This window comes from Candidatus Hydrogenedentota bacterium (assembly GCA_013359265.1).
GTDB lineage: Bacteria > Hydrogenedentota > Hydrogenedentia > Hydrogenedentales > SLHB01 > JABWCD01.
This window is the reverse complement of record JABWCD010000005.1, coordinates 382224-398694: the sequence shown is the minus strand read 5'-3', so window position 1 is coordinate 398694 and position 16471 is coordinate 382224. Positions and strand designations below refer to the sequence as shown.

The window sequence follows — 16471 nt, the reverse complement described above, 5'->3', positions numbered from 1 at the left end:
ACCTACAGTAGCACACGCACCAGGAATCGGCTAACATGCAATCAACCAACCCCGGTTCCCTAACATTTCACTTGGTCTACAAAACGGGGGCCGCCCAACGGTTCTAACAGTTACGTCACATTCTTCTCCTACAGTCAATATCATACTACCTATAGGGTATCCACGACTATAAATCGAACTGCCTATTCCTGGCAAAACCTGTTGTAGTTTCGCAAGGTCATTTGAATTAACAATTGCGTGCAGATAGGACCAGTATGGAGTAAACATCTTGAAGGTTTCTACGGATCCAAAATCACTAGTTTCGGTTGAATGAGTACCACTCTTGACGTCGTAATATACGCGATAAACTTCCCGAGGCGGTGTCACGAAATTTCCATAGAAATCACGCACACGACTCCCGAGCTTAGCCTCCAATATCATAAAACGTCCACCATTTGCCAATACAAATGGCAGCAGTCGATTTGTCACTTTCTCCCTGTCGCTGTCTGCAATTGACAGACCGTTTCGCCTATCGCCCCACAACTGGACCAGTATCTCAAAGCCCGTTCGAACAGCAAACGTTTTATCTGTTGAAGCGATCAAGCCATCGATTTCCTTCAAGAATTCGTCGTGTGCCGGTTCAAATGCGGCACATGTTACAAACAAACTTTCGCGAACAGGACCGTTGTCGGTTTTTGCAAGCAATTCACGCAGTTGATCGTTCGCTTCTCCGAATTGAACACGACGTATATACTCAGATGCAGATTTTTTCAAAGTTGCAGACGAGTCTTGTGACAACAAAATCTGCAAAGCCGTCGGGGCCATTGCTGGATGCAGGAATATTTCAAGAATCGCTTGTCTTTTCTCTGGTTCGTTGAGAATCCAGTTGTAGGTTGAATCCGGCGCAGGATTTAGCATTTCTGACAGCAATCGCAGCGCGTCTCGCTTCTTGTCCTTCTCATCTTGCTCATTGAGGACAGCAAGCGCATCTGCAAATTGCGCGTAGTCTAATTCTTGATCCGCAAGCCACAAACGTATCTGTTCATACTGATTCTGGGAAAGTCTACGCGGAGCATCTTGATTAGTGTCCGAGACAAGCACGGACGCGACCCAGGCGCGGTTTAGAGCATCTTGTAGGCTGTGACGGATTCCTGTCCTAGAGTCTTCCGAAGTTATCAACTCTTCCGTCTTCTTCATTACATGCTCTACAGCTATCGTTTTAACGTCCTGCAACGTTCTCACAGCTAGAACGGTGAGGAGCACTCCAGCAATGACAAGCACCGAGCCTATTAGCTTTATCCACTTACCGACATAAGTTTCGAAGAGCGTTCGTTCGCGATCTATTTGCTGGCGTACCTCTTCGGCAATCTGAAGGCGCATCTCGGAGTTTAATGTTCTGGAACTGTCGTCAGGTGATGACGAGGTGGGCGGCCTAGGCGTTGCAGGTGCGGAGTCTTGATTTGCATTCAGACCTGAAGTCTCGTCGTTCATAGCTAGTAGATTCCCGATGTTTGGACGCATTCGCACGTCAAGGCGCGACAAGGGAAAGCTTCAGAGCACAAACAATCAAACTAAATGTATCATAGATGAAATGAGTGTCTTGAACACAACCCTAGGGGTATCTCATTGAAAGTCCATGACACTGCGAGAGTTGCCAATAGATATGACGTGGGAAATCTGCATGGAACAATGACTACCTCGAAGGTACTCAGCAGGATGGCATTTTAATGCAATCGCCCTGAACACAACCCCAACTAGCCAGCATCGGTGGTACGTCCTGCACTGGGTAACGTAATGAGAGTTCCTTGCCGCGCATTCATCTGTCCAATTTGTGGGTGATGATTCGCGGCCGCCACATATGACGCGCCGCGTCACTCCTTATCTTTCGAGACAAACGTGGTAGAATCCCTCAGAAGCCCCAAACGTCGCTGTGGAGCGTGTTCAATGCTCGAAGGCTTGCGCGCGCGGTTCTGCGAATGGACGCCCTGGGAGTCGCTTGTCCTGCGATAATTGGCCGACCCACTGGCGGACGAGTACCGTCCCGTACTGCTCGCGCAAATCGACGCAATCAACAAAATTCAGTGCATTCTCGGATGTACGGAGATCGATTTCTACGTGGTGCGAAACGGCGCGGTCTCCTGGGACGGAGTGCCTCGTTTCACGGCCGATAGCGAGTTCCACATCGCCCTGGCTGCGACTGCAATTGACGGCCTCGAAATCACGTCCGAAGTGCACTGCGTCGGTGGCCACCTTTTCAACATCGAGAGCGACCGTCAGGGGAAACCGTACCCATTTCGAACTGGCGCCACATTCAATCTCTGCGACGGCGCGCCCAACCTCTCGTTGTTGCGTGCGCCTTGAAGAAACCGCGCCGCGCCAGTGCAACGCCATGGGCAAAGAAGTAGAGCGAGAATGCGAATGACGCGGTAGCGAGTCGCCAGCTTGAGACGGGAGCACGGACGGTGTCGAACGCTGCGGCCCGGCGTGGACTCGTCGCTGCAATCCGATGCTCCAACCGCAGGACGCCCGCGCTCACTTCGCGACCCGCGCGATCCGTGGTCGGCAAGAGCAGCGTTCAACTGCGGACAAAACACGGAATCGGTGCGGTCTGTGGTTAGGCGACACCCCAGGGGTGTCGAACGCGGGGGGACCATGAAACCTGGAGTTACGACGATTTTGGCGCCCCGCCCCCCCTTGAATCGTCAAAATGCTTCGCGACACCCCCCTCCGTCAAAAAAAATTCGCCGCACCCCCGGCTTGTCCACCAAAGCCCGCGAGTACGCAGGACATATCTGTCCTTGGCCGCGGCCTCGAGGAGGGACCCGTCCTCTGGGGCCGTAACGCCGTGTCGAATTCCGGCGCTCGGAAGTCATCAACCGCCGCGATCTCCAATTCGCGTTTCATCCTTTTGGTCCTTTCGATCCCGCCACAATCCTTGAAACGCAATCTGTCGCAACAGCTTCAACAAAACAATGTCTTCATCGAAGAACGGTGCAACACACTGGACATAAGAAGTAGAAGCGCGTCGCGGACAGCGGGGACGACTTCCCCGATGCGCGTACCGGTGTTATCATGCGCGCGAGGGTGACGAAACCGATGACGGCTGGGGCTGCAACGAATTCTGTTGATGACGCGCGCGTATTCCGGGACGCGTACGCGCGGCTCGTGACCGTTGCGCGCGAGGGGAAGCGCGCCGTATCCGAGCAGATCATCCAGGCCATTTGGTATGACCAGCTTTTCGATGCGGACGCGCTGGTGACGACCGAGGGCCAGCGTGTGCGCATCGTTTCCCCGGGGTGGTGGAACCACTCCGAGGGGCCGGATTTCCGCGGCGCGCAGATCGAATTTGGCGGAACGACGCGGACCGGTGATATCGAGATTCATCTCGATCACGCCGCGTGGCGTGCACACGGACACCACCTCGACCCGCGCTACGACAACGTATTGCTTGTCGTCGTGCTCGAACCCAAGCCCCCCGCCGCCCTCCCGCTGACATCGACGGGCCGCGCGGTCCCGTGTTTGTTGTTGGGCAACTACGTCGATGAATCGATCTACAACCTGCCCGATCTCGCGGAGGCGGGGAACGGCGAGGTTGATGTCTCGCTCGGGCGCGGATACTGCGCGGGGATTGCGCAGGCGCACGGCGCCGGTCGCGTTCGCGACTTCGTCATGCTTGCCGGGGAGTGGCGCATGCTGAACAAGGCCCGCGCAATCCGCGAGCGCATGGATCGCGTTGGCGTCGATCAGGCGGTGTACGAGGCCTTCTTGACCGCGTGCGGATACAGCCGGTACAAGCACCACTTCCGCGCAATCGCACAGCAATTGCCCCACGAGCGCGTCGTGCAGCTCGCAAAGCACGACGCATTTCTCGTCGAGGCCGCGTTCTTCCAACTCGCGGGCCTGCTGCCGGATGCGTTGCCGGAGGGAACAACAGCGGTCCCCCACTTTGCGCGGTTGCGCGCGCTGCGCCGCGATCACTTGTCGGGGCTGCGTTCGATACCGCTGACGTGGAAACGCGTCGGCGTGCGGCCCAACAATTATCCCGAGCGTAGGCTCAGCGGCGCCGCGCGGTTCCTCGCGCGAACGTCGCGCGCGGGACTTTGGGAGTCCTTAAACACAATATGGCGCGCCGAAAACACCGTGGCCGCGCGGCGGCGCGCGCTCGAGAACTTGTTCCCCGACGCGATGGGGTTTTGGGCGGAACACTGCACGTGGACCGGTAAGCGGCTCGCAAAGCCCGTGGCCACGCTGGGCGCGGCGCGCGTGCGCGCGATCATCGGCAACGTGTTCCTTCCCGCGGCGCTGGCCGTCGCGCGACGCGAACGCGACCGTTCACTCGAAGAACGCGCGCTCGAATTCTTCGCGGCAATGCCCAAGGAAAGTGAGAACCACGTGGTGAAGCGCATGCTTCCGCGCGTATTTGGAGACGCGAAGCCCGGCAAAGTAAACTTCCGCCTGCAACAAGGGCTGCTGCAGGTGTATCAGGACTGGTGCGAGTCGAACCCGTCGTGCCGGGGCTGTCCGATAATCGGACATCTCGATCCGGAAGGGACGGCAAAGTCGCAGACCGGTAATCGAATGGGACCGTGCGGTGCGTGATGCCGTGCTCGGCATATCCGCTATCGCATGACACGCCGCGCCAGTTAAACCAGCGCGCGCAACAGGGGGCATATGCAATCGCTTGAAGGAAAGGTCGCCGTCGTTACGGGCGCGGCCAGCGGAATCGGGTTTGCCATGGCGAAGCGCTTCGCCGCCGAAGGGATGAAGCTTGCCCTCGCGGACATCGAGACCGGCGCGCTCGAATCCGCGGCCGCTACACTACGCTCTTCGGGGGCGGAAGTTTTCACGCTCCGGTGCGACGTTGCGAAGTTGCCGGACGTCCAGTCGCTCGCTGCAAAATCCCGCGAACATTTCGGCAGCGTTCACGTCGTCTGCAACAACGCCGGCGTCGCGACCGCGGGCCTCCTCACGGAGAGCACCATCCGCGACTGGGAATGGGTCGTCGGTGTGAACCTCTGGGGTGTGATACACGGCGTGCACGCGTTCCTGCCCATCCTGCTCGAACAGGGTGAAGACTGCCATATCGTGAACACAGCCTCCATCGCGGGACTGATTACCGGCCCCGGCATGGGCATCTACTGCACGACGAAGCATGCCGTCGTCGCGTTGTCGGAAGCGCTTTACCACGAAATGCAGATTCTGCAAACGAAAGTCGGGGTATCGGTCTTGTGCCCAGCGTGGGTCAGCACGAAAATCGTCGACTCCGACAGAAACCGGCCCTCGGAACTTCTAAACGAAAACCCCAACTTGAGCTCCGTCGGCGAACTGATGCGGGAACATACCCGCCACGTGGTTGACAACGGTTTGCCGCCGGACGTCATCGCGGACCACGTCGTCGACGCCGTCTTGGCGGATCGGTTTTACATTCTGACACACCCGGAACTGACCCCCGCGATCCACATGCGAATGGGCGCGATCACGGACGGAACGGCGCCCAAGTTTGTGCCGCCTCCCGGAATCGACAACCTCATGGCGCACTGACTTCACGCGCCGTACGTTCTCACGCAGAATACACCAGCGCTTGGCCGCCGCCAGACAGCGTAAAATTATCGGCACAGGCAGGGAGCAGACAGGCCTGCCCTGATTCAAGGCCTACCGATAGTGTTTCAGTAGAAACACTGATGCAGCTAGATATGCATAATATGATGAAAAACAGCCCTTTACACTGAAACGCGACAGGGTTACCTGGCGTGCAGAGTCGGGCTGAGAAATAGGCCGATGAAACAAGGTCAGTAACATGCCGGGCCTGCGCTCGCGCATTCGCATCTATTATATTTTCCGCTGAGTTTTTGTAGTCAAAATGTATCGCTTTCAGCGCCTTGTCGATGTGCAAGTCGCGCGGCCGTCCCGAAGCATCGACCCGGTTCCAGTCGTACAGGCGGTAGGTCAGGTCGCTGTTCTGCTGGATCTCCGCCAGCACGATTCCCGCGCCTATGGCGTGCACTGTGCCCGCTGGCACGAATATCGAGTCCCCCTGCTTCACTTTGAATCGCAGCAGATGGCCCTCAAGCGAACCTGCCTCAATCGATGCGCGCACCTGTTCGGGCGTAGTTCCGGGCGTTAGTCCGCAGAAAAGCTCCGCGCCTGGCTCAGCATGGAGAATGTGCCACATCTCCGTCTTGCCCACGTCCGGCTCCCCGAGGGCAGCCGCCGTTGCGTCGTCCGGATGCACTTGGACTGAAAGGACATCGGTCGAGTCCAACAGCTTGAGGAGAAGCGGAAAGCGTCCGTGCGGGGTGAGTTTCGTTCGCGAACCGAGCAACGCGTCCGCGTCCATCTCGAGTAGTTCGTGCAGGGTGCGGCCGGCGTGCGGACCGTCGCTGACAACGCTGACCGCGGACGGGTGATCCGAAATGAGCCAAGCCTCCCCAATCGACTTGTCCGCAGGAATCGGTTTGCCATAACGAGATCGCAGGCGTTGACCGCCCCAGATGCGTTCAAAGTACTGTTCGTGGAAGCGGAGAATGCCGAATTTGGTGGTCATATGAGCAAGGTTACCGCAATTGAGGCGAGCACAGCCACCGCCCGGGTGGCGACGGTCTCACGCCGACCGGAATCTCGCTTCGGCCTGTGAACGTACGCGATGAACAGTGCAACACGTTGGGCAAGTTAGTGGAGGCGTGCGTAGTAAGTGACCCCGTTGTCTGACTGCGCAAGGACCTGCCGGCGCGCCTCGAGTATATCGAGGTGCCCTATCGCGGTGGACAGCGCAAGGTAGATGTGCTCGTTGTCGAGTTCCGGGAAGAGTACTCGGGACACCTCAAATGGCGTCGCGACGCGTTCGCGGACCAATGTGAGGACTTTTTCCGTGCGCCGTTCGTGACGTTGGAGAATTCGGCCGATGACTTCGTCGGGCGTGGTTATCACGGCGCCATGGCCGGGATACATGATTGCCAGTCCGAGCGCGCGCGTGCGTTCGAGCGATTGCTCGAATTGCAGCAGGCTCTTCACGCGCTCGCCCGTTGCGGGGTCGCGGCGAATAAGCGGCGTGGGATTGACCCCTTTCAGTACGTGGTCGCCGGTGAATGCAAGGCTACGATCGCGATCGACGAACAAGGTATCGGAGGACGAATGACCGGGGACATGCAATACATCGAACTCGAAAACACGTTCGCCATCCGCCAGCGTGTGGTCAATACGAGGCGGCCCGCTCATTCCCTGAAAACTCTCTCTCGCTTTCTTTGCCGCTTCGATTATCTCGCCGGGTACCCCGAATTCGTGAAATGTCTTGTAGATGAACTCGCGCGACTTGCGCTCTGCTTCCCGCGGGTCATCGTGGCGCGGCACGACAGAGATATGCGCGTACGTCTCCGCGCCGGACTCTTCGACCAGCCGCGACAGTTGGCCAATGTGATCGACGTGTCCGTGCGTGAGGAGAATGGCCTTGATGTCGCGAATCGCAAGGCCGTGGGCGTTCAGCCCCGCATCGAGGGCCGCGTAGGAGTCCTCCGTACTGACGCCGGTGTCGACGAGCGTGATCGGCTCGCGCTTTATGACAAACGTGTTGACCGGACCAACGATGAACGGAGTCGGGAGTGGGATCGGAACGATGTCGTCTGGAATGTTTGTCATTTACGCTTGTTGCTTGCGGCCCGGACGGAGCCTCGCGTCACTCGGCCTTCCAACCCGCTTCGTGTATTAGCGCTTGTTGATTTCGGCGACGTAGCGGTCGAAGTTGCGCTTCATTTCCGCGACGGTGTCACCGCCGAATTTTTCGATGAAAAACTCGGCGAGGACTATCGCGAGCGCAGACTCGACGATGATCGCGAGCGCCGGGACCGCGCAGGTATCGCTTCGTTCGAGGACGGCCAGCGCGGGTTCGAGCGTTTCGATGTTCACCGTGCGCAACGGTTTCATCAGCGTCGAGATGGGCTTCTTGGCCACGCGGACAATCAGCTCTTCGCCCGTTGTCATGCTTCCTTCGGTACCGCCGAGGTTGTTCGTCAGGCGGCGGTACTTCCCCCCCACGCGCGGCTTGTCTTCGCGAACGATCTCGTCGTGATACTTGCTGCCCAGCCTGCCCGCGCCGCGAAAGCCGATTCCAATTTCGACACCCTTCACGGCCTGAATGCTCATCATTGCCTGCGCGATGCGCGCGTCCACCTTGCGGTCCCACTGCGTAAATGTGCCGATGCCGGCCGGAAGACCCCACGCGCGAACTTCGACGATACCGCCGACGGAATCCTTGTCGCGTTTGCACTTCTTGATAACGTCGACCATAGCAGATGCCGCTTGTTTGTCGCAGCACCGGACCGGCGATTTCATCGAAAGTTTTCGGATGTCGCTCGAATTGACCTTGTCCGTCTTTGCGGCAACCGGCCCGATTTGAACGACGTGTCCCGCGAGATCGACGCCGAACTCGGCCAGCAGTCTGCGGCACATGGCGCCCGCGGCGACGCGCGCGGCTGTTTCACGCGCCGACGCGCGTTCGAGGATGTTGCGGCAATCGTCTTGCTCGTACTTCATCGCGCCGACGAGGTCCGCGTGGCCGGGGCGCGGTTGCACGACCTTCACGGCGCGCGGGCCGGTGGACGGTTTCCACGGGTCCATTGCGTCGGCCCAGTTCTTGAAGTCGCGGTTCCACACCACCATCAGGATTGGTCCGCCGAGGGTCACGCCGCCGCGCATGCCGGCAAGCACGTCGACTTCGTCCTTCTCGATACGCTGGCGACCGCCGCGGCCGTAGCCCTTCTGGCGTTCGGCGAGCCAGAAGTTGATGTCCTCGGGTTTGAGGCGAAGCCCCGCGGGGAACCCGTCGAGGATGCAGAAGCAGCCCCGCCCGTGCGATTCCCCGGCGGTGAGATAACGTAACACGAATTGGTCCTCTTAGTACGGCAGTTGCGGAATGTCGAGGCCGACCGAAGTCGTCCACCACTTATAAAAGTACTCGCCGAAAAACATGACGACGATTCCCGCGAACGACAGGTACGGGCCGAACGGAATGTAGTGCGCGCTTTCCTCTTCCCCCTTCGAACGTTGGAGGAGGATGAGGCTGTAGCCGAGTATCGCGCCGCCAAACGCGGCGACCGCGATAATCATGAACACCGCCGGGAAGCCGAAAAATGCGCCGAGCATCGCGATCAGTTTTACGTCGCCGAATCCCATGCCGCGCTTGCCGAGAAAGAGCAGCGCGCCCTTGTCGAGCAGGTACAGGATGCCGCCGCCGACAAGCGCGCCCAGGAGCGCGCTGAAAATGGGAACGCTCGGTGGGCTCAGAATCATCAGGTTCGTATCGGGTACGAACATGGCGACCAGCGCGCAAACCAGCCCAAGCGGAATGCCCGGAAACGTTACTTCGTTTGGAATGGTCCAGTCCGTCAGATCGACGAACGTTACGAGAACCAACGATGCAGCCAGCAGCATATAGATGGGCGACGCCGGCGTGAATCCGAAGCGGACGTAGACGCCCGCGAACAGCGCCGCGGTGATTGCCTCGACGAGCGGATACTGCCAACTGATCGGCGTCTTGCAGTTGCGGCACTTTGCGCCGAGCATCAGCCAACTCAGCATGGGAATGTTGTCGTACCAAAGTATGGGCTTCTCGCACTTCGGGCACCGCGATCGCGGATGCACGATCGACTCGCCCTTCGGAAGCCGGTACACGCAGACGTTGAGGAAGCTGCCCACCATTGCGCCGACGATGAACGAGATCGCCGTCATTAGGGCATCGAGCGTTTGTATGTCGTAACCGGGCATGCGTGTAATTCTCGGGTATGGTGTTTGGGTTTAGGGTCTAGAGATTTGCCACATCGATCATGCTCTGGAGGCCGCCGCACCAGATTTCGCGGCGTCCACGAGCGGTTTTACGAAGGTATACACATTCTTCGGAGTATCCGGTGAATCACCCGACTTTCCGATGAGGCGAACAATTGCGCTGCCAACGATCACGCCGTCCGCGTAACCGGCGACTTCCGCGGCTTGCGCCGGGCTGGATATGCCAAATCCAACCGCGACCGGGGTTGCCGTGTGTTGCTTGATCGAGGCGACCATGCCTTGAACGGTCGAAGCGATGTCCGCGCGTTCGCCCGTGACGCCGGTGCGCGAAACGTAGTAGACGAACCCTGTCGAGTGCCGCGCGATCAGCGCGATGCGTTCGGGCGTGCTCGTGGGCGCGGCGAGAAATATGGTCGCAACGCCGTGCCTGTCCAAGGTCGTCTTATAATCGTCGTCCTCGTCCGGCGGCAGATCGACGCACAACACGCCATCGACGCCGGCGTTGGCGCAATCACGCGCAAACGATTCAATTCCGTAGGCAAGGACGGGATTGTAGTACGTGAAGAGGACTATCGGGACTTCAGTTTGTTTCCGGATGTCGCGAACCAAATTCACGACATCGTGCACGACATCGTGAAGGGTGACATGATGTTTGAGGGCGCGCTGCGCGGCTTCCTGGTTCACGACGCCATCTGCAATCGGGTCGGAGAAGGGCACGCCCAGTTCGACGATATCGCAGCCAGCGCGATCGAGCTCGAACACGATCTTCGCTGTCATCGCGAGCGTGGGATCGCCGGCGGTGATGTATGGAATGAAGGCGGTGTCGCCGGTTTCGGCGAGCGCGGCAAAACGTGCGTCAATGCGGTTCACAGCGAGTCCTCCCCGCTGAGCAGAAACCGCGCGGCCTGCTGTACGTCCTTGTCGCCGCGGCCGGACATGTTCACGATCACAATCTGGTCCTTGCCGAGTTTCGGTACGATCTTGACCGCGTGCGCGATGGCGTGCGCGCTTTCGAGCGCGGGAATGATGCCCTCGAGGCGGCTGGTCAGTTTGAACGCATCCAGCGCTTCATCATCGTTCGCGTAGGTGTAGTCGACGCGGCCGATGTCGTGCCAGTGGGCGTGCTCGGGTCCGATGCTGGGATAATCGAGGCCCGCGGAAATGCTGTGCGTGCCCATGATTTGGCCATGCGCGTCCTGCAATACGTAGCTCATTGCGCCGTGCAGCATTCCGACGACGCCGCCCGCGAAACGCGCCGCATGGCGCCCTGTTTCGGGGCCGTGGCCGCCCGCTTCCACGCCGATCATCTTTACGGATTCGTCCTTGATGAACTCGAAGAACAGTCCGATGGAATTGCTGCCGCCGCCGACGCACGCGATGAGAACGTCCGGCAGGCGGCCTTCCTGTTCCATGATTTGCGCGCGAGTTTCCTCGCCGATGATCTTCTGAAAATCGCGGCAAATCAGCGGATAGGGATGGGGACCTTCAACCGTACCGAGAACGTAGTGCGTATCCCCGACGTTGGTTACCCAGTCACGCATGGCCTCGTTGATGGCGTCCTTGAGCGTCTTCGTGCCCGAATCGACGGGCGTCACTTTGCTGCCGAGCAGGCGCATCCGGAAGACGTTGAGCTTCTGACGCTCCATGTCCTCGGTGCCCATGTAGACTTCGCAGTCGAGACCTAGCAGCGCGCACGCCGTGGCCGTCGCGACACCGTGCTGACCCGCCCCGGTCTCGGCGATAACGCGGCGCTTGCCCATACGCTTGGCGAGCAGGGTCTGCCCAAGTGCGTTGTTGATCTTGTGCGCGCCCGTGTGGGCGAGGTCCTCGCGTTTGAAATAGACCTTCGCGCCGGCAAGGTGCTCGGTGAAACGGCGCGCGAAATAGAGCGGTGTCGGGCGGCCGATATAGTGCTTGCGCAAGCGCTCGAGTTCGGCCTGAAACGCCGAATCGGTCTGCGCGCCGGCGTAGGCTTCTTCAAGCTCGATCAGCGGGTGCATGAGCGTTTCGGGGACGTATCGTCCGCCGAAACGGCCATAGCGCCCGCGGCTATCCGGCAGCGAGTAAGGCCCGCTTGGCGTTCTCAACAAAGCTTCTGAGCTTGGCATGGTCCTTCTTTCCCGGGGCGGATTCGACCCCGCCCGCGGTATCCACTGCATACGGCCGCACCCTGCGAACGGCCTCGGCGACGTTGTCGGGCGTCAGTCCACCGGCAAGAATAATCGGCTTTCCAAGCGACACGGCTTTCTCGGCGATGTCCCAGTCGAGCGTCTTGCCCGTGCCGCCCCGCGCGTCAGGTGCCCACGCGTCCAAAAGGTACGCGCCAACCCGGTAGTCGCGCATCGATTCGATCTGGAAGCCCGGCCCGGCGCGAAAGACCTTGATCGCTCGCGCGCCGAAATTGTTGCACTGCTCGGCGGGCTCTTCACCGTGAAGTTGAACCCGATCGCAAAACGACAAAAAGTAGCGCAACCGATTGGACGGCTCGTTCACGCAGACCGCCGTAACCATCACAAGCGGCGGCAATTGCGCGGCAATCGCCCTTGCCTCGTCCGGTTCGATGTACCGGCAACGCTTCTTCGCCTCTTCCGCGAAATTGAAGCCTATCGCGTCGGCGCCCGCTTCGCACGCGGCCAACGCATCCTCCAGCGACGTAATCCCGCAAATCTTAACCTTTGTAGCTGAATCGTGCAAGGTTTTGGCCTTCATTCAGTTCCGAACGGGGACAAGAGTATATCGGCGGCGTACGAATGCCGCAAAATTCCCCGCTACTGATTACGCCCAAGTATGCGCCAATTGGGCACGGAAATAGGTCGGCAAAACAGGGGCGAATTTATGGGACGGCAAAATAGAGAGCAAAATGCAGGGCAACCGCCTATTTGTTAACTTCCCCCGGTGACTCCAATACCCTTGTCCCATGCCACGGCACGCGATGAATCGCTCACCCTGGCCATCGGACGCACCCATTTCATCTTTACGCAGTAGATCAACCGGCTCCACGGCCGCAGCGGACACCTCCGGCAAGGACGCTTCCACTCCTGTCACCATTTATTAGTTATCCATAAGCCGTGATGGCAGAAATCACGCCAAAAATGGTATTGAAAGCGACCGTTAGCGGACATATAGTAGCGGCTATCGTGCGCGTGACGGTCGCGCACACGATCACAGGCGAAATGCTGCCTCGAAGCCTCAGGTCTTGGTCAATGGGAAAGAGACGGAGCCATGCGTTTACGACGGATCTGGTGCTTAGTGTGTGCTGTAGTTCCTGCGCTGGCCAGTCATGGCGCAACCCCCGAGGACAATTGGCCAGCTTGGCGGGGGCCAAACAGCAACGGGGTGGCCGCCAAGGCCAACCCTCCTTCCACCTGGAGTGAGAGCCAGAACATAAAATGGAAGACTGCGCTGCCCGGCCACGGTAACTCGACACCGATCATCTGGGACGACAAGATTTTCATTCAGACTGCCGTGCCCACCAAGGAAGAAACGGCGCCGCCCGCTGGGCCGCAGCAAGGCGCGGTGCAACCTGGAGGGCCCAATCCGGCCGGGCCTCAAGCCGCCACGCCGCAACCCGGCGGCCCGCGTGACGGTAGATCCCGAGAGGGCAGGTCTCGTGGCGGCGGCATGCGCACCCCGCCGCCGACTTTTCCTTACAAATTCAACGTCGTGTGCTTTGACCGACAGACGGGCAAACTGCTCTGGGAGCGGACCGCCCGTGAAGAAGTTCCCCACGAGGGGAGGCATCCCACAGGCAGCTATGCCTCGAACTCACCGGTGACGGACGGCACGTTGGTGTGGGTCAACTTCGGGTCTCGGGGATTGTACTGCTACGACCTGGAGGGCAACCAGAAGTGGGGCCGGGACTTGGGAAAGATGCAGATGAAAAACAGCTTCGGCGAAGGAAGTTCTCCCGCCTTGGCCGGTGACGCCATTGTGGTGCTGATGGACCACGAAGCCGGCTCGAGAATTCTGGCGTTCAACAAAGACACGGGAGCGCCGCTTTGGGAAAAGGTGCGTGACGAAGCCACCGCGTGGAGTTCGCCGCTGACTGTCGCGGTGAACGGCGCGCTGCAAATCGTCACGTCCGCCACCAACCGGATTCGCAGTTATGACGCGAAGACGGGCGACATTGTCTGGGAGTGCGCGGGTCTCACCACCAATACCATCCCAACCCCCGTCTCCGGATTTGGGCGCGTCTACTGCACCAGTGGATTTCGCGGGTACTCCTTGAAGTCCATTGATTTGGCGCATACCGGCGATTTGACCGGCACGCCCGCCATCGCCTGGGAAGTCACGCAGGGAACACCGTATGTGGCCTCACCATTGCTCTATGACGACCGTCTTTACGTCACCGCCGACCGCAACGCGGTGTTGTCCTGCTATGACGCAAAATCTGGCAATCCCCTCTTCACCGCGCAAGCGATCGCTGAGTTGGGGCAGATTTATGCTTCGCCCGCGGGCGCGGGAAACAAGATATATATCGCCGATCGCGACGGAAAAGTGGCGGTCGTCAAGAAGTCGGACACATTCGAACTTCTGGCCGTCAATGTCCTCGATGACGGCTTCGATGCGTCTCCCATTTTCGCCGGCAACGAACTGTACCTGAAGGGCCGGAAAAACCTCTACTGCATTGCAGAGAACTAGCTGGTCCGACCCGTTCGCCACCGTTTCCCCAAAAAATAACAGGTGGCTGTCCCCATTTACCCCATTTACCACCCATTTACCCCCATTTACCCCATTTACCGATAGGACCAAAGGGACCGATAGGGCCAATGGGACCGATAGGGCCAATGGGACCGATAGGATCGAAAGGACCAAAAAGGAATTGGAGAGCGCGCGGCGGTTGACCACTTCTGGGTCTGGGATTTCAACAAAGCAAAAGAGATTCTAAATCTCGTCAAGGCCCAATAGTTCGCGGATTTTGCCGCCGATGTCCCCGCTTTTGACGAGGGCTTCGCCGACGAGGATGGCGTCGACGCCGCCGTCTTCGAGGCGGCGGACGTGTTCGCGGGTGTGGATGCCGCTTTCGCTGACGAGGACGTAGCCGCCGGGTACGTGTTTCTTGAGGTTTAGCGTAATGTTGATGTCGACCGTGAAGGTTGTGAGGTCGCGGTTGTTGATGCCGATGATGTGGGCACCGGCGTCTATTGCGCGCTCGATTTCTTCCGCGGTGTGGGTCTCAACGAGGGCGGCCATGCCGAGCGATTCCGCAGTCTTCAAATAATCCCGCAATTGCGTGTCGGAGAGGCATTTGACAATGAGAAGAATTGCATCCGCTTCGGCGGCACGCGCCTCGAAGATTTGGTATTCGTCCACGATGAATTCTTTGCGCAGGCAGGGGATCGGCACTGCCGCGTGCACGGCGGTCAGGTCGGCGAGGGTGCCTTTGAAGTATTTCTCGTCCGTGAGGACAGAAATGGCGCGGGCGCCGGCCTGTTTGTAGACGCCAGCCAATTCGGCGGGGTCGACGTTTTCGAGGAAGGTGCCGAGCGTGGGCGAGGCGCGTTTAACTTCGGCGATAAGGCTGATTCCGGAGAGCCGCAGCGCGCCGCGGAAGTCGCGCGCCTTGCGGCGCTGTTCGATGCGTTCTTCGAGGTCGTGGAAGGGCACCTGCTGCTTGGCGGCTTCAACTTCCGTGCGCTTGTTCGCGCAAATCTCGTCGAGGATCATGACTGGCCTGTGGTCCCACCGCTGCCTAAATGGCTCGATGAGAATAATCTACTAACGCGTCCAACTTCGCAAGTGCCGCGCCGGAATCGATGCTTTGCGCGGCTTTTTCGACGGCCGCGCGCCAGTTCGCCGCCCCGTCTTCGGCGGCGAGAATACCCGCGGCGGCGTTGAACAACACGATGTCCCGGTGCGGACCGGGGTTTCCACGCAGCACGTCGCGCAGGATGCGCGCGTTTGCGTTCGCGTCGCCGCCCAGTAACGTCTCCCGCGCCGCGGGTTTCAGGCCGGCGGTGTCTGGAGAGACCTTGTAGCGCGATACACTGCCGTGGTGCGTCTCGGCTACGTGCGTTGCGCCCGTCAGCGTGATTTCGTCGAGGCCGTCCGAACCGCAGACGACGAACGCACGGCGCGTGCCGAAGAGCGTTAGCACGTCCGCCAATTTGTCCGCCAGCGCGGGGTCGGGCACGCCGATGACCTGGCCGTCGGCGCCCGCGGGGTTGGTCAGCGGGCCGAGGAAATTGAATACGGTGCGGATTTTCAATTCCTGCCGCACGGGCGCGACATTTTTCATCGCGGAGTGCAGCGTGCGGGCAAAGAGGAAGCCGACGCCGATTTCATCGATGCAGCGGCCCACCTGTTCCGGGGTCGCGTTGACGTTGACGCCGAGCGCCTCGAGGACGTCGGCACTGCCGCACAGGCTTGAAGCGCTGCGGTTGCCGTGCTTGGCGACGGCAACGCCCGCACCTGCGACTACAAATGCCGCCGTTGTCGAGATGTTAAAGGTGCCGGAACGGTCTCCGCCCGTGCCGCAGGTGTCAACCAAGGGCTTGCGCGACGTGTTCACTTTCGTCGCCATATCGCGCATGGTCTGCGCCAGCCCGGCGATTTCCTCGACGGTTTCCCCCTTCATACGCAGTGCGACGAGAAAAGCGGCCGTCTGCGCATGGGTCGCTTCGCCGGCCATTAGCGCATGCATGGAGGACGCCGCCTGATCGCGCGTGAGGTCCGTCCGATCGCAGAGTAGCTGTAACGCTTCGGTGATCATGGCCGT

14 protein-coding genes are annotated in these 16471 nt (G+C 59.6%); 4 read left to right on the top strand and 10 right to left on the bottom strand.

The window, feature by feature from the left end; translation table 11 throughout:
* Window positions 1-30 precede the first annotated feature (30 nt).
* On the bottom strand, window positions 31-1470 hold the full coding sequence (locus HUU46_07015) for a hypothetical protein (GenBank protein ID NUM53376.1): 1440 nt from the start codon (window positions 1468-1470) through the stop codon (window positions 31-33).
* 519 nt (window positions 1471-1989) lie between these two features.
* On the opposite strand from HUU46_07015, the gene HUU46_07010 reads away from it, so the two are divergent.
* From HUU46_07010 to HUU46_07000, 3 genes are all read left to right on the top strand, one after another.
* Window positions 1990-2340, top strand: a complete 351-nt coding sequence (locus HUU46_07010) for a hypothetical protein (protein NUM53375.1) — start codon at window positions 1990-1992, stop codon at window positions 2338-2340.
* Window positions 2341-3051: 711 nt separating this feature from the next.
* Entirely contained in the window at window positions 3052-4578 is a 1527-nt protein-coding gene (locus tag HUU46_07005) for a DUF2851 family protein (protein ID NUM53374.1), read from the top strand.
* A 72-nt stretch (window positions 4579-4650) separates the two neighbouring features.
* Window positions 4651-5520, top strand: a complete 870-nt coding sequence (locus HUU46_07000) for an SDR family NAD(P)-dependent oxidoreductase (protein NUM53373.1) — start codon at window positions 4651-4653, stop codon at window positions 5518-5520.
* A gap of 19 nt (window positions 5521-5539) precedes the next feature.
* Here the strand turns inward: HUU46_07000 and HUU46_06995 are convergent, their stop codons facing one another.
* The 7 genes from HUU46_06995 to HUU46_06965 form a co-directional block, all read right to left on the bottom strand.
* Window positions 5540-6523: a class I mannose-6-phosphate isomerase gene (locus HUU46_06995; protein NUM53372.1), complete on the bottom strand. Its 984-nt coding sequence runs from the start codon at window positions 6521-6523 to the stop codon at window positions 5540-5542.
* 125 nt (window positions 6524-6648) lie between these two features.
* Window positions 6649-7611 carry an MBL fold metallo-hydrolase gene (locus tag HUU46_06990; protein NUM53371.1) on the bottom strand — a complete coding sequence of 321 codons (963 nt, stop codon included), beginning with the start codon at window positions 7609-7611 and terminating at the stop codon, window positions 6649-6651.
* Window positions 7612-7677: 66 nt separating this feature from the next.
* Window positions 7678-8853, bottom strand: coding sequence for a chorismate synthase (gene aroC / locus HUU46_06985; GenBank protein ID NUM53370.1), 1176 nt, complete (start codon window positions 8851-8853; stop codon window positions 7678-7680).
* 12 nt (window positions 8854-8865) lie between these two features.
* Entirely contained in the window at window positions 8866-9699 is an 834-nt protein-coding gene (locus HUU46_06980) for a prepilin peptidase (protein NUM53369.1), read from the bottom strand.
* Window positions 9700-9792: 93 nt separating this feature from the next.
* Window positions 9793-10623 (bottom strand): tryptophan synthase subunit alpha, encoded by an 831-nt coding sequence (locus tag HUU46_06975; protein NUM53368.1) that lies wholly within the window; start codon window positions 10621-10623, stop codon window positions 9793-9795.
* Window positions 10620-11861 (bottom strand): tryptophan synthase subunit beta, encoded by a 1242-nt coding sequence (trpB, locus tag HUU46_06970; GenBank protein ID NUM53367.1) that lies wholly within the window; start codon window positions 11859-11861, stop codon window positions 10620-10622. Before trpB ends, HUU46_06975 begins: the two co-directional genes overlap by 4 nt.
* Window positions 11803-12462, bottom strand: coding sequence for a phosphoribosylanthranilate isomerase (locus HUU46_06965; GenBank protein NUM53366.1), 660 nt, complete (start codon window positions 12460-12462; stop codon window positions 11803-11805). Before HUU46_06965 ends, trpB begins: the two co-directional genes overlap by 59 nt.
* Before the next feature lie 627 nt (window positions 12463-13089).
* Between HUU46_06965 and HUU46_06960 the strand changes: the two genes are divergently transcribed.
* Window positions 13090-14394: a PQQ-binding-like beta-propeller repeat protein gene (locus HUU46_06960; protein NUM53365.1), complete on the top strand. Its 1305-nt coding sequence runs from the start codon at window positions 13090-13092 to the stop codon at window positions 14392-14394.
* Between the two features lie 243 nt (window positions 14395-14637).
* Here HUU46_06960 and trpC read toward each other — a convergent pair whose 3' ends face one another.
* Together trpC and trpD are read right to left on the bottom strand one after the other, a co-directional pair.
* Window positions 14638-15420, bottom strand: a complete 783-nt coding sequence (trpC, locus tag HUU46_06955; GenBank protein ID NUM53364.1) for an indole-3-glycerol phosphate synthase TrpC — start codon at window positions 15418-15420, stop codon at window positions 14638-14640.
* A gap of 25 nt (window positions 15421-15445) precedes the next feature.
* The gene (gene trpD, locus HUU46_06950; protein ID NUM53363.1) at window positions 15446-16465 is read right to left on the bottom strand and encodes an anthranilate phosphoribosyltransferase; all 1020 of its coding nucleotides are present in this window, start codon (window positions 16463-16465) and stop codon (window positions 15446-15448) included.
* Between the last annotated feature and the right edge of the window lie 6 nt (window positions 16466-16471).

Bases quoted from the DNA above. Each gene is read 5' to 3' on its own strand.
- HUU46_07015 (NUM53376.1), bottom strand. From the start codon at position 1,470: ATGAACGACGAGACTTCAGGTCTGAATGCAAATCAAGACTCCGCACCT.
- HUU46_07005 (NUM53374.1), top strand. From the start codon at position 3,052: ATGCGCGCGAGGGTGACGAAACCGATGACGGCTGGGGCTGCAACGAAT.
- HUU46_07000 (NUM53373.1), top strand. From the start codon at position 4,651: ATGCAATCGCTTGAAGGAAAGGTCGCCGTCGTTACGGGCGCGGCCAGC.
- HUU46_06995 (NUM53372.1), bottom strand. From the start codon at position 6,523: ATGACCACCAAATTCGGCATTCTCCGCTTCCACGAACAGTACTTTGAA.
- HUU46_06990 (NUM53371.1), bottom strand. From the start codon at position 7,611: ATGACAAACATTCCAGACGACATCGTTCCGATCCCACTCCCGACTCCG.
- HUU46_06980 (NUM53369.1), bottom strand. From the start codon at position 9,699: ATGACGGCGATCTCGTTCATCGTCGGCGCAATGGTGGGCAGCTTCCTC.
- trpB (NUM53367.1), bottom strand. From the start codon at position 11,861: ATGCCAAGCTCAGAAGCTTTGTTGAGAACGCCAAGCGGGCCTTACTCG.
- HUU46_06965 (NUM53366.1), bottom strand. From the start codon at position 12,462: ATGAAGGCCAAAACCTTGCACGATTCAGCTACAAAGGTTAAGATTTGC.
- trpC (NUM53364.1), bottom strand. From the start codon at position 15,420: ATGATCCTCGACGAGATTTGCGCGAACAAGCGCACGGAAGTTGAAGCC.
- trpD (NUM53363.1), bottom strand. From the start codon at position 16,465: ATGATCACCGAAGCGTTACAGCTACTCTGCGATCGGACGGACCTCACG.